Origin of the sequence: Vibrio sp. V09_P4A23P171, from assembly GCF_963875615.1 — a bacterium.
Classification (GTDB): Bacteria; Pseudomonadota; Gammaproteobacteria; order Enterobacterales; family Vibrionaceae; genus Vibrio; species Vibrio anguillarum.
This window is the reverse complement of record NZ_CAWNMR010000022.1, coordinates 286,966-309,320: the sequence shown is the minus strand read 5'-3', so window position 1 is coordinate 309,320 and position 22,355 is coordinate 286,966. Positions and strand designations below refer to the sequence as shown.

22 protein-coding genes are annotated in these 22,355 nt (G+C 46.4%); 10 read left to right on the top strand and 12 right to left on the bottom strand.

From position 1 onward, the window contains the following. From AACT23_RS09225 to purF, 7 genes are all read left to right on the top strand, one after another. The coding region (locus tag AACT23_RS09225) for a FimV/HubP family polar landmark protein (protein ID WP_303396348.1) at window positions 1-1,076 on the top strand (1,076 nt) is incomplete at its 5' end. 134 nt (window positions 1,077-1,210) lie between these two features. Continuing rightward, window positions 1,211-2,005 (top strand): tRNA pseudouridine(38-40) synthase TruA, encoded by a 795-nt coding sequence (truA, locus tag AACT23_RS09220; protein ID WP_094129678.1) that lies wholly within the window; start codon window positions 1,211-1,213, stop codon window positions 2,003-2,005. A 175-nt stretch (window positions 2,006-2,180) separates the two neighbouring features. Then, complete coding sequence (gene accD, locus AACT23_RS09215) at window positions 2,181-3,107, top strand: acetyl-CoA carboxylase, carboxyltransferase subunit beta (protein ID WP_017043471.1); 927 nt, start codon at window positions 2,181-2,183, stop codon at window positions 3,105-3,107. A 44-nt stretch (window positions 3,108-3,151) separates the two neighbouring features. Further along, window positions 3,152-4,417 (top strand): bifunctional tetrahydrofolate synthase/dihydrofolate synthase, encoded by a 1,266-nt coding sequence (gene folC, locus AACT23_RS09210; RefSeq protein WP_013857292.1) that lies wholly within the window; start codon window positions 3,152-3,154, stop codon window positions 4,415-4,417. Then, a complete protein-coding gene (locus AACT23_RS09205) occupies window positions 4,418-4,963 on the top strand; it encodes an SPOR domain-containing protein (RefSeq protein WP_013857291.1) in 546 nt (181 codons plus the stop codon). 61 nt (window positions 4,964-5,024) lie between these two features. Next, complete coding sequence (locus AACT23_RS09200; RefSeq protein WP_013857290.1) at window positions 5,025-5,516, top strand: CvpA family protein; 492 nt, start codon at window positions 5,025-5,027, stop codon at window positions 5,514-5,516. Window positions 5,517-5,549: 33 nt separating this feature from the next. Next, window positions 5,550-7,064: an amidophosphoribosyltransferase gene (gene purF / locus AACT23_RS09195; protein WP_013857289.1), complete on the top strand. Its 1,515-nt coding sequence runs from the start codon at window positions 5,550-5,552 to the stop codon at window positions 7,062-7,064. An 83-nt stretch (window positions 7,065-7,147) separates the two neighbouring features. Here purF and AACT23_RS09190 read toward each other — a convergent pair whose 3' ends face one another. Together AACT23_RS09190 and rnt are read right to left on the bottom strand one after the other, a co-directional pair. Beyond that, on the bottom strand, window positions 7,148-8,473 hold the full coding sequence (locus AACT23_RS09190; RefSeq protein WP_010318473.1) for a Na+/H+ antiporter family protein: 1,326 nt from the start codon (window positions 8,471-8,473) through the stop codon (window positions 7,148-7,150). A 21-nt stretch (window positions 8,474-8,494) separates the two neighbouring features. Beyond that, window positions 8,495-9,154: a ribonuclease T gene (rnt, locus tag AACT23_RS09185; RefSeq protein WP_010318472.1), complete on the bottom strand. Its 660-nt coding sequence runs from the start codon at window positions 9,152-9,154 to the stop codon at window positions 8,495-8,497. Window positions 9,155-9,356: 202 nt separating this feature from the next. On the opposite strand from rnt, the gene motY reads away from it, so the two are divergent. Continuing rightward, window positions 9,357-10,238, top strand: coding sequence for a flagellar protein MotY (gene motY, locus AACT23_RS09180; RefSeq protein WP_013857286.1), 882 nt, complete (start codon window positions 9,357-9,359; stop codon window positions 10,236-10,238). Between the two features lie 107 nt (window positions 10,239-10,345). Here the strand turns inward: motY and gloA are convergent, their stop codons facing one another. The 10 genes from gloA to fvtA all read right to left on the bottom strand — a co-directional run bounded on the left by gloA (window position 10,346) and on the right by fvtA (window position 20,567). Next, complete coding sequence (gene gloA / locus AACT23_RS09175) at window positions 10,346-10,762, bottom strand: lactoylglutathione lyase (RefSeq protein WP_013857285.1); 417 nt, start codon at window positions 10,760-10,762, stop codon at window positions 10,346-10,348. Window positions 10,763-10,930: 168 nt separating this feature from the next. Continuing rightward, window positions 10,931-11,566: an endonuclease III gene (nth, locus tag AACT23_RS09170; protein WP_010318469.1), complete on the bottom strand. Its 636-nt coding sequence runs from the start codon at window positions 11,564-11,566 to the stop codon at window positions 10,931-10,933. A 27-nt stretch (window positions 11,567-11,593) separates the two neighbouring features. Next, a complete protein-coding gene (locus AACT23_RS09165; protein WP_010318468.1) occupies window positions 11,594-12,286 on the bottom strand; it encodes an electron transport complex subunit E in 693 nt (230 codons plus the stop codon). After that, a complete protein-coding gene (rsxG, locus tag AACT23_RS09160) occupies window positions 12,279-12,917 on the bottom strand; it encodes an electron transport complex subunit RsxG (protein WP_094129665.1) in 639 nt (212 codons plus the stop codon). Before rsxG ends, AACT23_RS09165 begins: the two co-directional genes overlap by 8 nt. 8 nt (window positions 12,918-12,925) lie before the next feature. Then, entirely contained in the window at window positions 12,926-13,972 is a 1,047-nt protein-coding gene (gene rsxD, locus AACT23_RS09155) for an electron transport complex subunit RsxD (protein WP_013857282.1), read from the bottom strand. Beyond that, window positions 13,972-16,302, bottom strand: coding sequence for an electron transport complex subunit RsxC (rsxC, locus tag AACT23_RS09150; protein ID WP_094129662.1), 2,331 nt, complete (start codon window positions 16,300-16,302; stop codon window positions 13,972-13,974). Before rsxC ends, rsxD begins: the two co-directional genes overlap by 1 nt. An 8-nt stretch (window positions 16,303-16,310) precedes the next feature. Further along, window positions 16,311-16,898, bottom strand: coding sequence for an electron transport complex subunit RsxB (gene rsxB / locus AACT23_RS09145; RefSeq protein WP_013857280.1), 588 nt, complete (start codon window positions 16,896-16,898; stop codon window positions 16,311-16,313). Window position 16,899: 1 nt separating this feature from the next. Beyond that, on the bottom strand, window positions 16,900-17,481 hold the full coding sequence (rsxA, locus tag AACT23_RS09140; protein ID WP_010318463.1) for an electron transport complex subunit RsxA: 582 nt from the start codon (window positions 17,479-17,481) through the stop codon (window positions 16,900-16,902). Window positions 17,482-17,638: 157 nt separating this feature from the next. After that, window positions 17,639-18,346 (bottom strand): 4'-phosphopantetheinyl transferase family protein, encoded by a 708-nt coding sequence (locus tag AACT23_RS09135; protein ID WP_094129659.1) that lies wholly within the window; start codon window positions 18,344-18,346, stop codon window positions 17,639-17,641. 139 nt (window positions 18,347-18,485) lie between these two features. After that, the gene (gene fvtA, locus AACT23_RS09130; protein WP_094129656.1) at window positions 18,486-20,567 is read right to left on the bottom strand and encodes a TonB-dependent siderophore vanchrobactin receptor FvtA; all 2,082 of its coding nucleotides are present in this window, start codon (window positions 20,565-20,567) and stop codon (window positions 18,486-18,488) included. A gap of 164 nt (window positions 20,568-20,731) precedes the next feature. On the opposite strand from fvtA, the gene vabH reads away from it, so the two are divergent. Together vabH and AACT23_RS09120 are read left to right on the top strand one after the other, a co-directional pair. Continuing rightward, window positions 20,732-22,072 (top strand): vanchrobactin esterase VabH, encoded by a 1,341-nt coding sequence (vabH, locus tag AACT23_RS09125; RefSeq protein WP_094129653.1) that lies wholly within the window; start codon window positions 20,732-20,734, stop codon window positions 22,070-22,072. A gap of 21 nt (window positions 22,073-22,093) precedes the next feature. Beyond that, complete coding sequence (locus AACT23_RS09120) at window positions 22,094-22,288, top strand: MbtH family protein (RefSeq protein WP_013857274.1); 195 nt, start codon at window positions 22,094-22,096, stop codon at window positions 22,286-22,288. Window positions 22,289-22,355: the final 67 nt, after the last annotated feature.

Genomic DNA, 22,355 nt, shown 5'->3' with positions numbered 1-22,355 from the left:
ACCTTACGGATCTTGAGCTTCCAGAGTACACAGAAGAAGACGCGCTGGCGGATGCGATAGCCGAGCCTCAAGAGGCGGCGTCAGAGCCTGTTGCTCAAGAAAGTTTTGAAGCGATTGACGAGCAAGCTTTGCCTGAATTCAGTGAAGAAGATGCACTTGCTTCAATTAACGAGCCTCCTCTAGAAGAAGAAAAGGAAGACGAGAGCGACCTTACGGATCTTGAGCTGCCAGAGTACACAGAAGAAGACGCGCTGGCGGATGCGATAGCCGAGCCTCAAGAAGCGGCGTCAGAGCCTGTTGCTCAAGAAAGTTTTGAAGCGATTGACGAGCAATCCTTACCTGAATTTAGTGAAGAAGATGCACTTGCTTCAATTAACGAACCAGCACTAGAAACAGATCAACAGCCGCTTTTAGAAGATGATGACGCAGACCAATTGCAGAGTGTTTCAAAACAGGAGTTCGATGAGAAAGCCTTAAAAGATTGGCTAGATGAGGAAAGTGTATCTTCTGCGCCATTCTCTTTTGATAGACCATTAGATGCTCGTACCATTGATAGTGCTGGTATGAATATTGATGCAATGTTAGAGGTAGGCGGTGAAGATTGGAACGGTTTTAATTTAACGCCAGATCAACAAGCTTCCATCCCAGATGACGTGCCTGAAGAAGAGCTTGCCGTTTGGAACGATGAGATCCAAACCGACGAGCCTCAAATTCTTGATGAAAACTGGGGAATTCAAGATGAACTCGATGATTTTGAAGCCCAAAAGAGCCAGTACATGACCATCGATGAGCTAATGGCTCAAGTTGAGGGTGAAGAGGGGATCAGCCCTGAAGATGAAGAACTCAAGTTAGATGTTGGTTTAAGTGAATTTCCGGATGTGATTGGTGACATTGGTGATATCGATGTAGACAATAACTCTGAGGCGGCGGGTAAGCTTGACCTCGCCAAAATTTACATCGAGATGAACGATGATAAAGGGGCGATAAAACTGTTAGAGGAAGCCATTGTTGATGGTAGTGATGATATTCGACGAGAAGCGAAATCCTTGATTGACAGCATTAATCGCCGAGCTTAAAAACAAACGAGGCCGTGAACATACGGCCTCGTTGTTATTGAATAGCCTTTTCTGACTTGCAGATGACCTGTCGATTAGAATTTTTTTTTGATTGCGATTATACTGCCCGACCCATTTTCAAAGAGAATCAGATGATGAGAATCGCTTTAGGTATTGAGTACAATGGTTCTCAATACTATGGTTGGCAGCGACAACGTGACGTTAAAAGTGTCCAAGAAGAATTAGAAAAAGCACTCACAGTTGTGGCGAACCATCCGGTTGAAGTATTGTGTGCGGGGCGCACCGATGCAGGGGTTCACGGCACGGGGCAGGTGATACATTTTGATACTACGGCTTGCCGAAAAATGGTCGCTTGGACAATGGGTGTCAATGCTCATTTACCAAAAGATATCGCTGTTCGTTGGGCAACTGAGGTTTCAAGCGATTTTCACGCTCGCTTTTCGGCTACAGCACGCCGTTATCGCTACATCATTTATAATCATGCTTATCGCCCTGGCATATTATCTTCAGGTGTCAGTCATTATCATGGCAATTTAGACGTTGAGAAAATGCAGCAAGCAGGGCAGCTTTTATTGGGCGAAAATGATTTCACCTCTTTTCGCGCTGTGCATTGTCAATCGAATAGTCCTTGGCGAAACGTCATGCATTTGAATGTGACTCGGCATGGCAACTATGTAGTCATCGACATTAAAGCAAATGCTTTTGTCCATCATATGGTGCGAAATATTACCGGTAGCCTCATCGTTGTCGGCCGTGGTGAGCAGCCTCCAGAATGGATAAAATGGCTGCTTGAAGCCAAAGATAGAAAACTGGCGGGTGCAACAGCCAAAGCTGAAGGATTATATTTGGTTGCTGTTGATTATCCAGAAGAATTTTCTTTACCAAAAGAGTCGCTTGGGCCGCTATTTTTAGCTGATAATTTGAACTAATAACGCGTAAAGTGTCCAAAACAGAGTCGTGACGTGTGTGGAAATGACAGCCAGAAAATAGGTACAACCAGTTTTTTGTCTACACTAAGCATTTTATATGTTTTAATCCTCACGCATAAATCCCAAATTTGTATCTTTCGCAATCACGCGAGAGAGTTAAGAGTAAAGGTCTTCCATGAGTTGGCTTGAAAAGATTTTAGAAAAAAGCAATATCGTAACTTCGCGTAAAGCATCCATCCCTGAAGGGGTTTGGACTAAATGTACTTCTTGTGAGCAAGTGTTATATCACGCTGAGCTTGAGCGTAACTTGGAAGTGTGCCCTAAATGTGATCATCACATGCGCATGAAAGCACGTCGCCGCTTAGAGACTTTTCTTGATGAACAGAATCGTGTTGAGATTGGTGACGAGTTAGAGCCGCAAGATAAACTCAAATTTAAAGACTCAAAACGTTATAAAGAACGCCTTTCAGCTGCTCAAAAAAGCAGTGGCGAGAAAGACGCTCTTGTGGTGATGCAAGGCGAACTATTGGGTATGCCTTTGGTTGCTTGTGCTTTTGAATTTTCTTTTATGGGTGGTTCAATGGGGTCTGTAGTTGGTGCGCGTTTCGTACGAGCTGTTGATGCCGCTATAGAAAACAACTGTGGTTTGGTTTGCTTTTCTGCCAGTGGCGGCGCGCGTATGCAAGAAGCGTTAATGTCATTGATGCAGATGGCAAAAACCAGTGCGGCGCTTGAACGTTTATCAAGCAAAGGCTTACCTTATATCTCAGTGATGACGGACCCGACCATGGGTGGCGTATCTGCAAGTTTAGCGATGCTTGGTGACATCAATATTGGAGAACCTAAAGCACTGATTGGTTTTGCAGGTCGTCGAGTTATCGAACAAACGGTACGTGAAGATCTACCTGAAGGTTTCCAACGCAGCGAATTCCTAATTGAGCATGGTGCGATTGATATGATTGTCGATCGCCGTGAAATGCGTCAACGCGTAGGTGGATTGATCGCTAAATTGACCAATCACAGCTCACCATTGGTCGTTTCTGTTGACGATTCACCGACTGAACCTGATTACGCTGTACCAGAAGCGCACGAAAAAGGGTAAAGTAGGCACTAACACACTAACTGCTTAATGGTTATAAACGTTAGATGACTCAAAACCTTATCCCACAAGCCACATCCTCTCTTGCGATGTGGCTTGATTATTTAGCGAATATTCATACCTCCGCTATCGACCTTGGCTTGGATCGTGTTCAAGCTGTGGCTCAAAAAGCGAATCTTATTAAACCTGCACCTACCGTAATCACCGTGGCTGGAACGAATGGCAAAGGCTCGACCTGTGCATTGATGGAAGCCATTTTATTGGATGCAGGTTATCGCGTGGGCGTTTATAGCTCACCTCATCTTATCCGTTATAACGAACGCGTGCGTATTAATGCGCTTGAGCTCAGCGATGAACAGCATACGCAAGCCTTCGCTTTTGTTGAAGCGCAACGGGGTGACATCAGTCTAAGCCTATTTGAGTTCGGTACATTGGCGGCGCTGCGTTTATTTCAAACGCAAGCGGTGGATGTCATTTTATTGGAAGTTGGGCTAGGTGGCCGACTTGATGCGACCAATATCGTGGATCACGATGTTTCTGTGATCACCAGCTTGGCGATTGATCACGTGGATTGGCTCGGCGATGACATCAATGTTATTGGCTATGAGAAAGCGGGGATTTATCGCGCAGGTAAACCCGCCATTTGCGGCCAGCCTAAGCCACCACCAACGGTTGCAGCGCATGCCGATGATATTGGTGCGGAGATGTACCAAGTCGGTATTCAGTTTTCCTATGAACTGGCCTCTGAAACAACGTGGAATTGGCGAAGTGGTCCATTTGAGTTATCTGATTTACCGCTCCCTCGCTTGCCCTTGCCTAATGCGGCTACGGCATTAATGGCACTCGGCTGCTCCGGTTTGGTTGTGAGTGATGTCAATATCGTCAATGGGCTTAGCAACGCAACACTTGCTGGGCGGATGCAAAAAATCAGTGATAGCCCAGAAATCATTCTTGATGTTGCACATAATCCCCATTCGGCCGAATATTTGGTGGCGCAGCTCAAACAGCGTTACGCACACAAAAAGGTCCATGTGGTGATTGGCATGCTGCATGATAAAGATGTGAAGGCCACGCTTCATCAACTGAAATCAATCGCTAACGTTTGGTATCCTGCTTCATTAAGTGGCCCTAGAGCCGCGCAAGCGAATGAACTGTGTCAGTACCTTGAGCCTGGCGTTAAACCGTTTGCTAACCCAGTCAGCGCTTTTGAAGCCGCGATGACACAAGCCGATAGCAATGATGTCATTATCGTGGTTGGGTCGTTTCATACTGTGGGTGAAGTATTAGAGCACTGGCAGAACAAAGGAGTATAAATGGCAAGTAAGTTTCAGAGCCGCTTGGTAGGAACAATTATATTGGTGGCGATAGGGGTGATAGTGTTACCTGATGTATTGGATGGCAAAAAGACCCACTACAAAGAAGATATCGCCAGCATCCCAATTAAGCCTGAATTAGACAGCGACGTAGAGAAGTTTGAAATTCTCGACCCCGTTGAAGATCAAGTCGCGTTGCCCGATTCGCCTGTTGAAGTGATCGCACAAACTAACCAGAGCGACGCAGCAACGCAGAGCAAGCCACTCACTGTGAAAGTGAAAGAAACTGCGGAAAGAAATGATTACCAAGATAGTGCTTGGCTCATTCAGTTGATGGCATTAAAGAATGCCGAAAACGCAAAAACCGTGGTTAAAGATCTGCAAAAACGGGGTTATCAAGCTCATACTAAGCAAGAAAATGGCTTCACTCGGATCATTATTGGCCCAGATGTTTCCAAAACCAAGCTTGAGCGTCAACTCTTAGAACTGGAAAAAATTACCGGTGCAAAAGGTCAATTGCTCAAATTTAAACCACTAAACCCATAAGAAAACGTTTGCGTCGCGTTTTTTTCTGTTAAAATGCGCGCCAACTTAAGATGTAGAACTCATGAATTGGTTAGATATTGTCATTTTAAGTGTGATCGGCCTATCGGCATTGATCAGTTTAGTCCGTGGCTTTGCTAAAGAAGCGTTGTCATTAGTGATATGGTTCGGTGCATTTTTTATTGCCAGCCAATACTACGCAAAACTTGCGGTGTATTTTTCAAATATCAAAGATGACATGTTTCGTAATGGCGCGGCCATCGCAGCACTGTTTGTTGCAACACTCATTGTCGGAGCGATCATTAACTATGTGATTGCTCAATTGGTACAAAAAACGGGCCTATCAGGAACTGATCGGGTACTGGGCATTGTTTTTGGAGCATTGCGTGGTGTGTTGATTGTTTCAGCTGCCTTGTTTTTTATGGATGCGTTTACCGCATTTCCAAATTCAGAGTGGTGGAAGAGCTCGCAATTGGTACCGGAATTTAGCCGTATCATTGCGCCGTTCTTTGAGCACTTACAAGCAACATCAAGTTTTCTCTCTGGCGCGATTTAGCGCCAGTTACTGTCGCAAATCGAGGATCAGGACATGTGTGGTATTGTTGGAATCGTGGGTACAACGCTGGTAAACCAGTCAATTTATGACGCGTTAACGGTATTGCAGCATCGTGGCCAAGATGCCGCTGGTATTTGTACCATAGAAAGCAATCGTTTCCGTCTGCGTAAGGCGAACGGTTTAGTGAAAGATGTCTTTGAAGCAAAACACATGCAGCGTCTTCAAGGAACGGTGGGTATTGGACATGTTCGTTATCCTACTGCGGGTAGTTCGAGTGCCTCAGAAGCTCAACCTTTCTACGTTAACTCCCCGTTTGGTATCACGCTTGCTCATAACGGCAACCTTACCAATGCCAACGAAGTACGCCAGAAGTTGTTTGAAAAAGATCGTCGCCATATCAATACCACTTCAGATTCCGAAGTGCTGCTTAACGTCTTGGCGCATGAAATTGATACAGTCAGAGGCAATGTAACCGCAGAAGATGTGTTTCGTGCTGTCGCCAATGTACATCGCACCATTCGCGGTGCTTATGCTGTTGTCGCGATGATCATTGGGCATGGGATGATCGCGTTTCGTGACCCGCATGGTATTCGTCCTATCTGCTTAGGTAAACGTGAAGTCGATGGCCGTACCGAATACATGGCCGCTTCGGAGTCGGTGGCGCTAGATGCTGTCGGCTTTGATTTTGTGCGTGACCTTGCCCCCGGGGAAGCGGTGTATGCGACCTTTGATGGCCAGCTATTTACTAAACAATGTGCCGATAATCCAACACTTAACCCATGCATTTTTGAATTTGTCTACTTCGCCCGCCCAGATTCGTTTATCGACAAAATTTCGGTTTACAGCGCGCGCGTAGAAATGGGTAAAAAGTTGGGTGAGCGTATCAAGAACGAATTTGCTGACTTAGATATTGATGTCGTGATCCCCATTCCTGAGACTTCGTGTGATATCGCATTGCAAATTGCACAAGCGATTGATATTCCATATCGCCAAGGTTTTGTTAAAAACCGCTACGTTGGCCGCACATTTATTATGCCGGGCCAGCAACAGCGTAAAAAATCAGTGCGACGTAAACTCAATGCGATTCGTTCTGAATTTAAGGGCAAAAACGTGTTGCTAGTGGATGACTCGATAGTGCGTGGAACTACGTCAGAGCAAATTATTGAGATGGCTCGTGATTCTGGTGCAAACAAGGTGTACATGGTGTCAGCCGCGCCTGAAATCCGTTTCCCTAACGTTTATGGCATTGATATGCCAAGTGCTAACGAGTTGATTGCTCATGGCCGAGATGCCGATGAAATTGCGCAGCGAATTGGTGCCGATGCTCTGATTTTCCAAAATCTGGAAGATTTGGTGGATGCCGTCGGTATGGGTAACCGCGATATTGCAAAATTTGAAGCGTCGGTATTTAACGGCGAATACGTCACGGGCGATATTGATCAGCAGTATCTTGATTTTCTTGAATCGATGCGCAGCGACGATGCAAAAACGGTTCGAGAAATCCAGCAAGATCTCGCCAACCTAGAGATTCATAACGAAGGCGCGTAATCGAGCGCATCTCCCCAAATAGGCTGCAAAGAAAAAGGCTTCCATCGAGGAAGCCTTTTTTTGTGCTCGTTAACAGGGTTTGACTAAAGGATCATTGCCGCAATCCAGCCAAACACAATCAGTGGAATATTATAATGGATGAAGGTTGGGACCACCGTTTCCCAAATATGTTCGTGTTGGCCATCCGCATTTAGGCCTGACGTTGGCCCCAAGGTGGAATCTGACGCTGGAGAGCCAGCATCGCCCAACGCAGCAGCGGTACCCACTAGCGCAATGGTCGCCATAGGCGAAAAGCCAAAGGCGAGGGCAAGGGGCACGTAAATGGTTGCGATGATTGGAATCGTTGAGAAGGATGAACCAATGCCCATAGTGACCAACAAACCGACGATCAGCATTAATAAAGCCGATAACGCTTTGTTGTCGCCAATGCTTACTGATAAGGCCTCGACGAGCGACTCAACGCCACCAGTAGCTTTCATTACGGCGGCAAATCCGGCCGCTGAAATCATAATAAAGCCAATCATTGCCATCATATGTACACCTTTGGTGAACACATCGTGCGTCTCTTTCCACGCAATCACACCACCAAAAGTGAAGACCATAAAACCAGCCAGTGCGCCGATGATCATTGAACCTGTGGACAGTTGCACGGCAAGTGCCGTGATAATACCGAGCGCGGCAATCAAAATATGCTTTTTGTTGATCGCTTTTGGTTCGGTATTAATGACAGTATGTTCCGTCTCTTGATACTGGCGAGGTTTACGATAGGTAAAGAAAATGGCGACCAGTAAGCCAAAAATCATCCCAGCGGCGGGTAGCAGCATGGCTATCGGCACTTGGCTTGCCGTCACGTTTTCAAGGCCATTATCGCGTAAATTCTTGAGTAAGATGTTATTGAGGAAAATCCCACCAAAGCCGACAGGCAAGACCATATAGGGCGTGATAAGGCCAAAAGTGAGCACGCAAGCAATCAGCCTGCGGTCAAGCTTCAGCTTGGCAAAGACGCCCAATAGCGGTGGAATTAAAATCGGAATAAAGGCGATATGGACAGGAATGATATTTTGCGATGACATGGTAACTAGAACCAGCGCGACCAGAACCGCATACTTCAAACCTGTGGTGGCCGCACCATGCTCTTTGCCATGGATACGCTTAATCACGTTTTGCGCCAGTAAGTCAGTAATACCAGATTTAGAAATCGCGACGGCAAAGGTGCCTAGCATCGCATAACTTAGTGCGATGGTTGCACCACCACCTAAGCCACTTTCAAATGCAGAAACAGCGTCATTTAAACTCATCCCTGCAACTAAACCACCGACGATCGCACTAAATGTCAGTGCGACGACGACATTGACCCGCATCAGCGCAAGAAGCAGCATGATGCATACAGAAATTACTACAGGATTCATATATTTCTCGGTTAGTTGTGTTTACTTGTTATTGTTTTCTGAAGGTTCAACAAGTGGCCATCCGCCAAGGGCCTTCCATTTGTTGACGATACCGCAAAAAAGTTCGGCTGTTTTTTGCGTATCGTATAGCGCTGAATGCGCTTCTCTATTGTCAAATTCCATCCCAGCGGATTTGCACGCTTTGGCCAAAACGGTTTGCCCATAGGCTAAACCACTTAGCGCAGCGGTATCAAAAGTCGCAAAAGGGTGGAAAGGGACTCGTTTTAGCTTGCAGCGTTCACTGGCTGCCATCACGAAATTCAAGTCAAAGGTAGCATTGTGCGCCACCATGATCGCGCGGCTACAGTCATTGTCGCGTTGCTCTTTTCGGACTAGCTTATAAATTTCTCTGAGTGCTTCGGCTTCGCTGACGGCACCGCGTAATGGGCTAAATGGGTCACGAATGCCATTAAACTCAAGCGCCTCTTTTTCAAGGTTGGCACCTTCAAAAGGCTCAACATGAAAGTGAATCGTCGATGCTGGGTGCAGATCACCTTGTTCATCCATACGCAACGTAATCGCGCAGATTTCTAATAGTGCATCGGTCTTTGCATTGAAACCGGCTGTTTCGACGTCGATGACGACGGGAAAATAACCGCGGAAACGCTTTTTCAGTGTCAATGCTTCATTTACTTCAGTCATGCTAGCTCTTGGTTGTGTGACAGAGCTGGCATTATTACAGATTCTTTCTACGATAAAAACCAAACACGTTAATAAATGCAGGTTTCACTATGCGTTGGATAGTGCGGTGATGTGGCTAGATTTTTGCATTAACTTAGTCAATAGAAAGCGAAGCGGCAATTTTCCGCCATCGTTGTAGTATCGCTCGGAGAATAAAATCGTTATGAATAAATGGGTTACTGCCACTATTGTGATGACCAGCATACTGACATCCTTTGCCCCTATGGCGATGGATAAGCGTTATGTGGCAACACCACAGCAGTCTACGTGGCAGATGGTGACGAATACCCCTTTAGAGTGCCGTTTGGTCCATCCGATCCCCAATTACGGTGACGCTGAATTCTCTTCACGTGCGAATAAGAAGATTAACCTCGATTTCGAACTCAAAATGCGTCGTCCAATGGGCGAAACTCGCAATGTAAGTTTAGTGTCATTACCACCGAGTTGGCGTCCGGGTGAGAGTGCAGACCGTATTACCAATTTGCAATTCTTCAAACAGTTCGATGGTTACATCGGTGGTCAAACCGCTTGGAGCCTACTCAGTGAATTGGAAAAAGGACGCTATCCAACCTTTAGCTACCAAGATTGGCAAAGCCGAGATCAGCGCATTGAAGTTGCTCTCTCGTCGGTTCTTTTTCAAGAGAAGTACAACGTGTTTAGCGATTGTGTGAGCAATTTGCTGACGTACAGTTTTGAAGATATCTCATTTACGATTCTGCATTACGACCGCGATAATGTACAACTCAATAAAGCTTCGCAAAAACGGCTTGCGCAAATTGCTGACTATATTCGCTATAACCAAGATATTGATTTGGTGTTGGTTTCTACCTATACCGACTCTGTTGATAGTCGAGGAGTGAGCCAGGATCTTTCTGAGCGTAGGGCTGAGGTATTAAGAGATTACTTTAAATCACTGGGGTTACCTGAGGATCGCATTCAAGTGCAAGGCTATGGTAAACGCAGGCCGATTGCCGACAATGCATCACCAATTGGCAAAGATAAAAACCGTCGTGTGGTTATTTCACTGGGTCGAACAATTATCTAATAACGTTAGAGTAAAAAAGCAGCCCATTTCAAAGGCTGCTTTTTGTGATGTTATCCGGGAAACCTTACGCATCTAGTTTATATAACTAGCCGATGCCGCAAAGAGGCTTATCCTTCTAAACCTGCTGATGCTTGTTTGTTTTGGATAAGTTCAATCATGTAACCATCAGGATCTTTCACAAAAGCGATATGCGTGGTGCCACCTTTTACTGGGCCAGCTTCACGGGTCACATTACCTCCAGCCGCTTTAATCGCGTCACAGGTGGTATACACATCTTCAACACCAATGGCGATGTGGCCAAAAGCATTGCCTAGGTCATAGCTTGTGGTGCCCCAGTTATAGGTCAGTTCGATCACCGCACCCTGAGATTCATCGCCATAACCCAGGAATGCCAATGTGTATTTGTATTCTGTATTTTCATTAGTACGAAGCAGTTGCATACCCATGACCTTGGTGTAAAACGCGATCGATTTTTCTAAATCGCCTACGCGTAGCATGGTGTGCAAAATACGACTATTTGACATGTTGAGCTCCTAACTTTCTGATGAAATATCTATCTCCACCCGACCACTGTGGCGATGATGTTGGCTTACGTTCACCCACTCCAATCACAGAGTTTATCTATGTTCAAAGGAATTCGTTTACTTACTGCCTACTTGCAGAGTTGAGTATTTTGGGGATCTGGTTAAATTTTATAGGTCAGTTTTATCAGAGAATTCGCAAAGATCTTCAATGATACAACTGCCACAACGCGGCTTTCTTGCGACACAGGTGTAGCGACCATGTAAGATCAACCAGTGATGAACATCAACTTTGAATTCTTTAGGGACGACTTTGAGCAGCTTTTGTTCCACTTCATCAACGTTTTTACCCACCGCAAACTTGGTTCTATTTGAAACACGGAAAATATGCGTGTCAACGGCGATGGTTGGCCACCCGAAAGCGGTGTTCAATACCACATTGGCCGTTTTTCTGCCAACGCCGGGCAGCGATTCTAATGCTTCACGGCTCTCTGGCACTTCTCCTGCGTATTGATCCAATAAGATACGGCAAGTTTTGATGACGTTTTCTGCTTTGGAATTGAATAAACCAATGGTTTTGATGTATTGCTTTAGCCCATCAACGCCAAGCTCAAAGATGGCTTGTGGCGTATTAGCAATAGGGTAAAGTTTGTCAGTGGCCTTATTAACGCTGACGTCAGTCGCTTGAGCGGAAAGCAGTACTGAGATCAGTAACTCAAACGGTGTGCTCCATTTAAGCTCGGTTTCTGGCTTCGGGTTATTGGCCCGTAAGCGCTCGAGGATCTCGACTCGTTTGACATTATTCATCGTTTGGAAAACTTCCTTATGATTTCGCTAAGCGTTAGTGACGCGTGCTCGTTCTATGACGGGCTTTTGTTCTTTAGGTTGGCGAGCAGCCAGATTTTTATCGATGATATTTTTAGCTGCAATCAAAAAGCCAACACCAATAAACGCTCCAGGCGGCAAGAGCGCAAGCAAGAAGCTGTTGTCAAAATGGAAGACCTCAATGCGTAAAATGGTTGCCCAATGACCCAGTAATAAATCAGCACCATCAAACAGTGTGCCATTGCCAATTACTTCACGCAGTGCGCCCAAAATGACCAGAATAGTGGTCATTCCCATGCCCATCCAAAATCCATCTTGTGCTGAAGGCAACACTGCATTTTTTGAGGCAAATGCTTCGGCGCGACCGATGATGATACAGTTTGTCACAATCAGAGGAATGAAGATCCCTAGCGATAGGTACAGGCCGTAAGCGTAGGCATTCATTAACAGTTGTACGCAAGTTACTAGTGCGGCGATGATCATCACAAACACAGGAATACGAACTTCTTTGGGGACATAATCTCGTACTAATGAGATGGTGACATTTGAACAGACGAGAACCAGCAATGTCGCAACGCCTAAACCTAGCGCATTCGTGACAGTGGAAGAAACCGCTAGTAAAGGGCACAGTCCAAGTTGTTGAACGAGCGCAGGGTTGTTGCTCCACATCCCGTTTTTAATCAGTGTCTTATGATCACTCATTGCTGGCTCCTTTACAGTCAAAAGGTTGTGCTAATAGTGCTTCTCGATGTTGATTCACAAACTGAGCGGTATTTTTCACCGCTTTGACGACGGCTCGCGGCGTAATCGTCGCTCCAGTAAACTGATCAAATTGTCCCCCATCTTTGCGCACTTTCCAAGTCTCGATATTTTGCTCAGTGACTTGCTTGCCAGTAAAGCTCAATATCCAATCAGTGACGCGTAAATCTATTTTGTCACCTAACCCCGGTGTTTCTTGATGAGACAGAACGCGAGTCCCTGTGATGGTGCCATCGTGCTTGATGCCAATAATTACCTTGATCGCGCCGTTATAGCCATCAGGTGCGATGGCTTCAATAGCCAGTCCACTCGGTTCACCGTTTTGTGTGGCAATATAAGCGTGCATAGGTTGGTCTGTACCAAGTGCAGGATCAGTCACCAGTGTACAGGATTTGTACAGTTCGTTGTTGTGCAAACTGTGCGGGATCACTTGGTTTAAAATCGATTGCAGTTGAATCTGCTCTTGCTTGGTTATTTGATCTTTTGTTAGGTATTGGGTCAACGCTACAACACCTGTTGAAGCACAGGCAAAGATAGCGAGAATCAAACCGTTATTGCGAATGGCGGTTAACATAGCGCTCCTTAATGCCCGTAGGTTCGAGGTTTAGTGTAGTAATCAATCAGTGGGACACACATGTTGGCAAGTAATACAGCGAAGGCTACCCCGTCAGGGAAGCCTCCCCAGCTGCGGATAATGAAAATCATCATGCCAATAAATGCGCCGTAAATTAAGCGACCTTTGACGGTTGTCGAAGCGGTGACTGGATCGGTTGCGATGAAAAAAGCGCCGAGCATAGTCGCGCCCGAGAGCAAATGAAACAAGGGTGAGGCGGTTGCTCCCGGTTCAATAAGCGCAGTGAAAGCACTTGCCATTACTAAACCACACAGCACCGCAATCGGGATATGCCAGTTGATCACACGTAGTTTGATCAATAATAAGCCGCCAGCTAAATAGGCAAGGTTAACCCATTCCCAGCCAAGCCCAGCTAACCCACTAAATTGAGGCTGGCTCATCGCTTCATGCAGAGTCTCACCGTTATGTAATCCGGTTTTTACGGCGTCCAATGGGGTGGCCATAGTGACACCATCGATACCTGTTCGGATTTGTTGTAGTGATAAACCTTCTACGTTGAAGCCACTGAAAATAAGTGAAAATGCATCACTAAACGAGATTGGATCCGGGGCTAATTCCGTTGGAGCAATCCAACTGGTCATCTGCACAGGGAAAGAGATAAGCAAAACCACATAAGCAATCATGGCGGGGTTGAATGGGTTTTGTCCTAGTCCGCCGTATAAGTGTTTTGCAATAATGATGGCAAAAATAAGGCCAATAAAGATAACCCACCAAGGGGACATCGGAGGAATGGCAATGGCCAGAAGCCAAGCGGTGACCACGGCGCTGTAATCTTTGATTGCCAACAGTGGTGAGCGCTTACGCAGTAGCATAACGGCAGATTCAAAAGCCAAAGCGATGATGATAGCGAGCATCAGTTGAATGAGAGTACCCCAACCAAAGAAGTAGCTTTGCGCGATAAGCCCCGGTAAGGCGCACAAGGCGACCCACTTCATCAGTTCTGATGTGCTGCGTTTGCTGTGTGCATGGGGGGAGCTGGCAATAAAAAAGGCCATTAATTATTCTCCTCAGAATTATGATTGTTTTTCGCTTGTGCCGTTTGCTGCTCGGCTTTGCGTGCTTTCGCGCGGGCAATGGCGGCAGCGACTGCCGCTTTTTTGGCATCCTCAGGTTGAGTAGGTGCAGGTTCAAGCGTTGGCTGAGGCTCACTCGGAGCCGTTTGCTGCTCTGCCTTGCGTGCTTTCGTGCGGGCAATGGCAGCAGCGACTGCCGCTTTTTTTGCATCCTCAGGTTGAGCAGGTGCAGGTTCAAGTGTTGGCTGAGGCTCACTCGGAGCCGTTTGCTGCTCTGCCTTGCGTGCTTTCGCGCGGGCAATGGCAGCAGCGACTGCCGCTTTTTTGGCATCCTCAGGTTGAGCAGGTGCAGGTTCAAGTGTTGGCTGAGGCTCACTCGGCGCCGTTTGCTGCTCTGCCTTGCGTGCTTTCGCGCGGGCAATGGCGGCAGCGACGGCCGCTTTTTTGGCATCCTCAGGTTGAGTTGGTGCAGGTTCAAGCGTTGGCTGGGGTTCACTCGGCGCCGTTTGCTGTTCTGCTTTACGCGCTTTCGCGCGAGCAATGGCAGCCGCGACTGCCGCTTTTTTATCATCACCACTTTCTGCTGGTGGCGCATCAGCACTGGTTTGCTGCGCTTTTTTCTCGCGAGCTTGACGTTTGCGCTCTTCGCGCAATTTAACCATTTCAGCGTTATCTGGCTCGACTTGACCTGCTTGCAGTGCTTCGGCTTGCTTGGCTTTAGCGCGAGCAATAGCCGCAGCAACGGCGGGTTTTACGGTGCTTGGGTTGTTTTCTGTTTGTGCTTTTTGCGCTTGAACGCGAGCAATGGCCGCTGTAATCGCATCGTCGCCGCCTGTGTGTTTCATCTCTTGACGACGTTCATCGGCTGCTTTTTTGAAACGATTCTCGCGATCGGCTTTATCGCGTTCTAAACGTGCTTTTTTCTCTTCGAAACGCACTCTGGCGCGTTCAGCGGCTTCTGATTCTTGCTGGCGAGTTTTTATCTCGGCCTTGGCTTGACGATAGTATTGCACCAATGGAATTTCACTGGGGCAAACATAAGCACAAGCCCCGCACTCAATGCAATCTTTGAGGTTCAGTTCTTCACACTTATCATATTCTTCCGCTTTCGCGTGCCAGAACAGTTGCTGAGGCAATAAGGAGGCCGGGCAGGCTTCCGCGCACTGACCACAGCGAATGCAGGCCATTTCATGTTGTGAAGAGGCAATCTCTTTACGAGTGGGTGCCAGAATGCAGTTGGTGGTTTTGGTGATCGGAACTTGTGAATGAGGCAGGGTGAACCCCATCATCGGGCCGCCCATGATAAGACGCGGTAATTTTTTATCTGCCTTATAGCCAAATTGTTCGAGTAAATATTGTACGGGTGTGCCTAATAAAACCCAGACATTCCGGGGCTGTTTAAACGTATTGCCCGTTAAGGTGACTACGCGGTTAATCAGGGGTTCGCCATCCATGACGGCGCGTTTAATCGCGTAGATAGAGCCAACATTTTGTACCATCAAGCCGATATCGGCTGGAATTTTACCCGCAGGTACTTCTTGGTTGGTCAGCAATTTAATTAACTGCTTTTCACCACCTGAAGGGTATTTGGTTGGGATCACGCGGATCACGATGTCTTTATGTATTGCGGCGGCTTCTAACGCTTGAATTGCTTCTGGTTTGTTATCTTCAATACCGATGATGGTTAATTTGGGCTTAAGAATGTGCTCTACAATACTGATCCCATCGATGATCTCTGCGGCATGGTGCTGCATGAGTACATCATCGGCCGTGATGTAAGGTTCACATTCGGCGGCGTTGATGATCAAAATATCAGTGCGAGCGAGGCCTGATTGCATTTTTTTTGCAGTAGGAAAACCGGCGCCGCCCAACCCAGAGATGCCAGCTTGACGAATGATTTCAATCAATTGCTCTGGGGAGTGTTGTCGATAATCAGCCAGTGGTGCGCGCACTGCCCACTCATCTTGTTGATCAGGCGTGATGACAATACACATTTCACTTAACCCAGAAGGGTGCGCCGTGGTGCGCGGTTCAATGGCGGTAATGGTGCCAGAGGTTGAAGCGTGTACAGGCAACATGAAGGTTGAGGTGTATTGTGTTAGTGGTTGGCCTTTGAGTACTTTATCGCCAACGCTGACCAATAAATCACCGGCTCGGCCAATATGCTGTTTGAGTGGCAATACAATTTCTTGCGGTATACCGGCATGAGTCAGTGCCGTTTGATTTGATTGCTGTTTATTTTCTGGCGGGTGAATGCCTCCTGGGAAGTTCCAGAGAGTGCCAGCTTTGATTTGTTCTATTAATGACAACATACCAATCCTTAATTCACGCTTTTCTGCGCACGTGAGGCAGAGTCGGTAACATCAACAACAGGAATCGCGTTCATTTGCCACTTCCAAGTATCGGTCGTAGTTTCTACCGGGATCATTTCAATACAGTCAGTTGGGCAGGGAGCAACACACAGATCACAGCCAGTACATTCTGACTTGATCACGGTATGCAGAGCCTTAGTTCCACCAACAATGGCATCTACGGGACAAGCTTGAATGCATTTTGTACAACCGATGCACATATCTTCATGAATGAAGGCAACGGTTTTGACCTTATTATCAAGATCATGCGCAGACTCTTCAGCTTCAACGCCCATTAAGTCAGCCAATTTTTCAATGGTTGCTTGGCCGCCGGGCGGGCATTTATTGATTTTATCGCCATTGGCAATGGCTTGTGCATAAGGGCGACAGCCCGGATAGCCACATTGACCGCATTGTGTCTGCGGTAAAATCGCATCAATCTGATCGACGATAGGATCGGCTTCTACTTTAAAGCGGATAGAGGCAAAACCTAAGATAGCGCCAAACACAGCGGCCAATGCGACAAGTGCAAGAATAGCGATGAGTATTGTGCTCATATTACAACTTCACCAATCCTGTAAAACCCATGAAGGCGAGTGACATAAGACCTGCGGTTATCATAGCAATTGATGCCCCTTTGAAGGGCGTTGGTACGTCGGCTACGCCGATGCGTTCGCGCATGGAAGCAAACAGAATCAATACCAATGAGAACCCAACCGCGGCACCAAAACCATAAATAATGGATTGAATGAAGTTATGATTTTCGTTGATGTTGAGAAGCGCAACCCCAAGTACCGCACAGTTGGTGGTGATAAGAGGAAGGAAAATCCCGAGCAGGCGATATAACGTTGGGCTGGTTTTGTGTACCACCATTTCGGTGAACTGCACCACCACGGCGATCACTAAAATAAAGCTCATGGTGCGTAAGTACTCAATACCTAATGGTTTAAGAACATAGCTTTCTACTAAATACGCACACACTGACGCTAGAGTTAGCACGAAAGTCGTCGCTAACCCCATCCCTATTGCGGTTTCTAGTTTTTTTGATACGCCCATGAAAGGACATAGCCCTAGAAACTTTACCAGTACAAAGTTATTGACCAGCACAGTGCCGATTAATAACAAAAAATATTCGGTCATAGTTATATAAGTCTTAAGTTCCGATCTGGTGATTATCGTGCTTTGCCAAGCGAATAACAACCAAGGAAAGATAAGGTTTTATACCTTTGACGGAATTTTGTACGCTGCTACGCCAGTATTAGGTTGATATGGGGCGTTATAAAGCAGTGTTAGCCGGCTATTTTTTATGTGTCGAAAAATGGGCTTGACTTAAATAACACCAAGTCAGTACATACTCACTGTCAGGCCAGTGGTAACCAACGCTGATTGTGTATGATGGATTTAAAAAAGGATGAAGATCAGTGTGAATCTGAAAAATGAGTCGTTTGGCGTGTTTGTCAACATGGATCAGTTCTACCACGTGAAAATCAAGAACCTGTTCAACCCATGGATAAATGGTTTTATAAATCGATTCCTTCGCGGAAAAAATCAACGTAATAAAGCTCGCTAATTGGGCAAAGTGATGAGCAAAAATGTGCTCTGCGGGTGTCATGACTTGCTGGCGAATATCACTGAGCCATTCATCTCGTATGAGTTGTTCAATATCGATACCAAGAGCGGCACACGCTTTAGTCTGGTGAGTGGCGGCTGCGATAGCGTAGCCATGGCAATGGGATATTGAGCCTACGATATTTTGCGGCCAAACCGCTTGGTTCCCCTTGCCAATCTCTAACGTTAGCGACTGTGATTGATCCAGTTTGGTTAGGCAGTGTTTTGCACACATCCTGCCAGCTAAAAATTCACAATGGCGTTTTAGCACGGCTTGGTTTAAAGAAGAGGGCAGGGAGATCCCTTGCTCTTCAAGTTTATTTTTGTATTCAGGCAGATACTTCACTTCAAGCTGGTGGTATTGGATGAAAGATGGCCAGTTTGGAATGATGAGCATGCCTATTTTACCTATCGAGTGAGTGAACTTGTTCGATGCGTCGCCTGCGTGGTGACGTTTATCTCAGATTGAGTGAAAAATCACTCCCCCAGTCAAAAACAAAGTGTTGATGTCTAGGAGAGTGAGTCAGAGTTACTAACTAGAACTGGTAATCAGCGACTATGCCAAAGGTGCGTGGACCGCCGACTTCGTAGAGATCACTTTTCTGGCGAATCACGTACTCTTCATCAGTGACGTTTTTCACGTAAGCGCGAATAGTCAAATCGTTGAGAGTGTAACCTGCATTCAGATTGAACACAGTGTAATCGCCAGCCGTTTTACTCTCTGTGTTGGCTAAATCGGTATAGTAATCGGAAACGTGGTTAACACGAGCACCAAAAAATAGACCAGAATCTAAGTGTTGAGTAAAGCCCGCACCTGCAGACAGTTTAGGAGCGTAACTGAACTCATTGCCTGAGAGATTGGTAGAGGTACCGGTTGGTCCTTCGCTGATGTCCGTTTTAAGAAGACCGACAAACGCAAACAGGTCGAGCCCAGAATCAAACCAGTAAGAGGCTTCAACTTCCGTACCGTAAGTTTTCCCTTTCGGTATATTGGTGATATAGGTGTCGAAGCGTTTTCCGCTGTCACCTGAGACCGAAGTTTGATAATTTTTGTAGTCGTTGTAGAACAGGTTAGCGGTCAGATCCAGCTTGTCATCCAGGAAGCTTGAACGAGAACTTAGCTCGTAGCTCCAGACTTTTTCTTGTTCAAAAACAAAAACTTCTTCTTTGTACTCGTTATAGCCTAATCCACCGGCATTGTAGCCTTTACGGGCCGTAAGACCGAGGGTGGAGTGATCTGAGACATCAAGTAATAGACCAATCTTAGGCAATAGGATGCCGTCATCTTCATCGGCTTTAAAATCGAGTGGTAGGGTAGCGTGATCGAAATCTCGCTTCAGTTCATCTCTTTCATAACGTGCACCTAATAATAGCTGCCAGCGATTATCCAAACGAATTCTTGAGTCAAAGTAGATTGAGTTGGTTAAAACTTCATCTTTACGTTTTAATGAATCTGTTTCGGTGTATTGATCTTTGAAGAAGCTGGCTAGGCCTAGAATCGCATTGTACTTTCCATCAACTGATTGATATGTAAGCTTTGCTTCTGCAGTGTAGTTATCTTCATCCACATCACCATACCAGTCAGTTAGAGGGTAAGCTTTGAACTTGGTGGTGTAGTTACGATGGGCGACTAAAATATCCGTTGTCAGTTCATCATTAATCACATAATTGACGTCTAGGTTGATATTCCAGCTTTTGGTTTCTTGGCGACGCGTGCCACTTTTGCTATGCAGTTCAAGTGTGCCCGGCTTGGTAACGAAGTTGGTGTATTGCCCCTCTTCATTACGGCTACCAACCGTTAGCTTGGCTGTTAGCTTGTCATTTCCTTGAGGTTTCCACAATAATTTACCACGGACATTATAGGATTCGAGCTCGGAAGGATCCCAAGGGTACTGATCGCCGTTAGGCAGAGAGTAATCTATAGGGGTATTGCCTTTGGTACCTTCGGCGGCAAGACGAAACGCTAAAGTATCTTCAACCAGAGGTGCCGACACGACCCCTGCGAGATGATATTTACTGTCTTCATTTTCATAACCAGCGCGAACTTTACCCTCACGGTGGAACGTTGGATCCTTAGTTTTGATCACAACTGCACCAGCAATACTATTGCGGCCTTGGTTGGTGGATTGCGGCCCTTTATAGACTTCCACTTGTTCTGTATCCCACAGTCCAGCTTTACCAAACGCTTCTCCAGACCAAGATTCAGACACGCCGTCTACCGTGGTATTGACGCGCGGTGTTGCGCCTGTCATGAAGGTCAGAAAACCTTCGCCAGGGCCACGTCCATCAACCCCACGAATGTGTGGAATGCCCGACGGTGCATTGAGTACGTTTGGTACGCGGTCGAGCAGATCGTAGTAATCTCGGCTTTCACCATCATCCACTTCATCGGTGAATAGGGTGAGCGAACTGGTGTTTTCGGCCAGTGTTCCTCCCAATTTCTCACCTACCACAACCACAGTATCCTGCTTTTTCTGTGGCTCTTTTTTTTCGAGCTGTTCCGCGACAACATTTGCGCTAGTACTCACGCAGAGGATGCCAATCAGTGTGGCGAGTTGAGTCTTATTGATATTTCTGACTGCCTTACCATTACCGTTATTCATATCCATGGGCTTCATGACCTAAAAGTTCCTTAATAGAAAAAATGATGTTGCTGCAACCATTATCAAATCAACTGTTGCTGGTTGTAATGTTAATGATAATTGTTATTATTTGCAATATCATCAATGCAGTTTTATGCTACTTAGTTTCTATGTTTCAAAAATACTAGGCTTGATATGGGGTGGTTTTAGTAATGATTGTTAATCAGGAGAGCTCACAAGAGAGGGCTGAGCTCAATGGGGTATTGGCCCGTTTTATTCAAGAGGGCGGCTCTATTGGTGACGAGCCTTGGTGGGCACATGTGCAATCGATCGGCATGCCTTATGTGATTGAAATAAATGGCGAATATGCAAAAGTTCTTTTTTTATGGCGTGGGTCGAAGCCGAGTGTGGCCGCAAATCAAGCGATCTACGTTGATATTAATGGTGTCACCGATCATCACAGTTTTTCGATGGCGAAGTTTACTCATATCGACAATACCGATGTGTGGTTTTATATCGATAGCGTCAAACAGAGTTGGCGAGGAGGGTACTCTTTTATTCCTGTCCCAGAAGCGTTAGTGCAGCCGAGTTACCAAGGTTCATACGATGCAATGCGCCACCAACATCGGCAATGGCTACGCTCCATTTTTCCACTGAGTTGCGCTGATCCACTGGCTCAAAATGATTTGTCAAAATGCGAGTGGGGGCGCGCGAAAACACCTTGTCATATGCCTAAAGCGCTTACGCAAACAGAGTGGCTCGGTTTCGATTCAGCGCAAGGTCAGTGCTTCAAAAGTGCCGATTCGACCTTTACTTGGCGCAGCACTTTGCTCGGTACATCGCGAGAGATTTGGCTTTATTCGACCGCGCAAAGACCCACCACTGAGCCGTTACCCTTGGTATTGATACTGGATGGCCGTTTTTGGTCTCAATCGATGCCGGTTTATGAGGCTCTTTCACAGGCGACCCACAGTGGAAAGCTTCCAGCGGCGCTCTATGTGTTGATTGATGAAATTAGCGCTCAACAACGCAGTGATGATCTCAGTTGTAATCCGCTGTTTTGGCAATCCGTGATGGAGGAGTTACTCCCCTCGATTAACGAGCGCGTCAGAGTAACCCGCGATGCAGACCAAACGGTGATCGTAGGCCAGAGTTTAGGAGGCTTAGCGGCAATGTACGCGGCATTACACTGGCCGCAGCGATTCGGTTCTGTGGTTTGTCAATCGGGTTCATTTTGGTGGCCCGATTTCTCGATCGTTAAACCCCCCAGTGAATATTGTCCACCGAAAAGCGACTCGCGATTAAGCAAAATGAGCCAAGAGGTACATCAAGGTTTAGGTGCCAATTCACGTCTTGCGCTTTTCCTCGAAGTAGGTAGCGGCGAAGACATCATGATCGATTTAAGTCGAGATCTATACCAACAATTGGCTTCACAACAGCATCGAATTCAATTTCGTCTGTTTGACGGCGGTCACGATCGACTCTGTTGGCGCGGCGGGATCATTGATGGCTTGTCATATGTTTTAGAACCTTATCTTTAATTTTCAGCGGTAGAGAGAAATATGTCAGAAAAATACACCAACCCTTTTGATGAATCTAAGCATCAATTTTTAGTGCTGATCAATTCGCATAATCAATACAGTTTATGGCCAGAATTCAAAGCCATTCCCGCTGGTTGGCAAGCCATCCTTGGACCGAGGTCAAAACAAGAGTGTTGCAACTACATCGAAGCTCAGTGGTTAGATATTCGAGCTTAAACCAAACGAGTTTTGACTCCTGCAATAGCGGCGCTGTTCATTCATGCTTGTTAAGCGGGGTAACAAA

Excerpts from the sequence above, each read along its gene's own strand:
- motY (WP_013857286.1), top strand. The coding sequence starts at position 9,357 with ATGAATAAATGGGTTACTGCCACTATTGTGATGACCAGCATACTGACA.
- AACT23_RS09135 (WP_094129659.1), bottom strand. The coding sequence starts at position 18,346 with ATGCTCATCATTCCAAACTGGCCATCTTTCATCCAATACCACCAGCTT.
- rsxB (WP_013857280.1), bottom strand. The coding sequence starts at position 16,898 with ATGAGCACAATACTCATCGCTATTCTTGCACTTGTCGCATTGGCCGCT.
- rnt (WP_010318472.1), bottom strand. The coding sequence starts at position 9,154 with ATGACTGAAGTAAATGAAGCATTGACACTGAAAAAGCGTTTCCGCGGT.
- purF (WP_013857289.1), top strand. The coding sequence starts at position 5,550 with ATGTGTGGTATTGTTGGAATCGTGGGTACAACGCTGGTAAACCAGTCA.
- AACT23_RS09205 (WP_013857291.1), top strand. The coding sequence starts at position 4,418 with ATGGCAAGTAAGTTTCAGAGCCGCTTGGTAGGAACAATTATATTGGTG.
- rsxG (WP_094129665.1), bottom strand. The coding sequence starts at position 12,917 with ATGTTAACCGCCATTCGCAATAACGGTTTGATTCTCGCTATCTTTGCC.
- nth (WP_010318469.1), bottom strand. The coding sequence starts at position 11,566 with ATGAATAATGTCAAACGAGTCGAGATCCTCGAGCGCTTACGGGCCAAT.
- accD (WP_017043471.1), top strand. The coding sequence starts at position 2,181 with ATGAGTTGGCTTGAAAAGATTTTAGAAAAAAGCAATATCGTAACTTCG.
- rsxC (WP_094129662.1), bottom strand. The coding sequence starts at position 16,302 with ATGTTGTCATTAATAGAACAAATCAAAGCTGGCACTCTCTGGAACTTC.
- fvtA (WP_094129656.1), bottom strand. The coding sequence starts at position 20,567 with ATGAAGCCCATGGATATGAATAACGGTAATGGTAAGGCAGTCAGAAAT.
- rsxD (WP_013857282.1), bottom strand. The coding sequence starts at position 13,972 with ATGGCCTTTTTTATTGCCAGCTCCCCCCATGCACACAGCAAACGCAGC.
- truA (WP_094129678.1), top strand. The coding sequence starts at position 1,211 with ATGAGAATCGCTTTAGGTATTGAGTACAATGGTTCTCAATACTATGGT.
- AACT23_RS09200 (WP_013857290.1), top strand. The coding sequence starts at position 5,025 with ATGAATTGGTTAGATATTGTCATTTTAAGTGTGATCGGCCTATCGGCA.
- rsxA (WP_010318463.1), bottom strand. The coding sequence starts at position 17,481 with ATGACCGAATATTTTTTGTTATTAATCGGCACTGTGCTGGTCAATAAC.
- folC (WP_013857292.1), top strand. The coding sequence starts at position 3,152 with ATGACTCAAAACCTTATCCCACAAGCCACATCCTCTCTTGCGATGTGG.
- AACT23_RS09120 (WP_013857274.1), top strand. The coding sequence starts at position 22,094 with ATGTCAGAAAAATACACCAACCCTTTTGATGAATCTAAGCATCAATTT.
- gloA (WP_013857285.1), bottom strand. The coding sequence starts at position 10,762 with ATGTCAAATAGTCGTATTTTGCACACCATGCTACGCGTAGGCGATTTA.
- AACT23_RS09190 (WP_010318473.1), bottom strand. The coding sequence starts at position 8,473 with ATGAATCCTGTAGTAATTTCTGTATGCATCATGCTGCTTCTTGCGCTG.
- AACT23_RS09165 (WP_010318468.1), bottom strand. The coding sequence starts at position 12,286 with ATGAGTGATCATAAGACACTGATTAAAAACGGGATGTGGAGCAACAAC.